We start from the raw sequence: 694 nt of genomic DNA on the forward strand, positions 1-694 counted from the left end.
CAAACTTTTTATCAAATCTTTTATCTTTGCTTCATCTCCTCCATACCCAACTACATACCAAGCAATATTATCATACCCTTTATCTTTTAATATTTTTAAAGACTTGACAGCATTGTCTATTCCTTTTGCATATGATAGCCTAGCTACTGTGATAATTTTAAATCTTTTATCATGAACCATAGGGTTTTCTATATTTTCCTTTGACATTTTTTTTATGAAATTTGGTGAGGTCAAATTTTCTATTACAACAACCTTATTTTCTAATTCACCATATTTTTTTAGAAAAGAATTTCTACACTCTTCAGATACAGCCACAATGTGATCAAATTCTTTCCACATTTTTACGTCCATCTTTACATCTAACTCTAGATTAGAATAATCTGTATGAATCCACGCAATTTTCTTTCTAGCCTTAATCTTTTCAGCTATAAAATAATGTGGCCATAAATAACTAATTGCTATATCGTACTCTTTCTCCTCTTTAGGAAGAAATGGCAAAGCATACTTCCACATTAATTGCATTTGGTAATATCCAGGTTCTGTTATTTTTTTCATTCTACCTATAACATCAGCATTTACTCTTGATAAAATTCTACTTATTCCAATACGATATTGTTTTTCTTTAAAAATCCCGCTTATTGATTTTCTAAAAGTTGTATACTGTGGAATTTCCTCTAATAGATTCACTTTATTC

1 protein-coding gene is annotated in these 694 nt (G+C 29.1%); it reads right to left on the reverse strand.

The window, feature by feature from the left end:
* Positions 1-694 (reverse strand): glycosyltransferase (locus KVT27_RS23415; protein WP_217582054.1); only part of this gene is annotated, 694 nt, incomplete at both ends.

It is taken from the genome of Lysinibacillus sp. GbtcB16 (assembly GCF_019091145.1).
In the GTDB taxonomy this organism is placed as follows: Bacteria; Bacillota; Bacilli; order Bacillales_A; family Planococcaceae; genus Lysinibacillus; species Lysinibacillus fusiformis.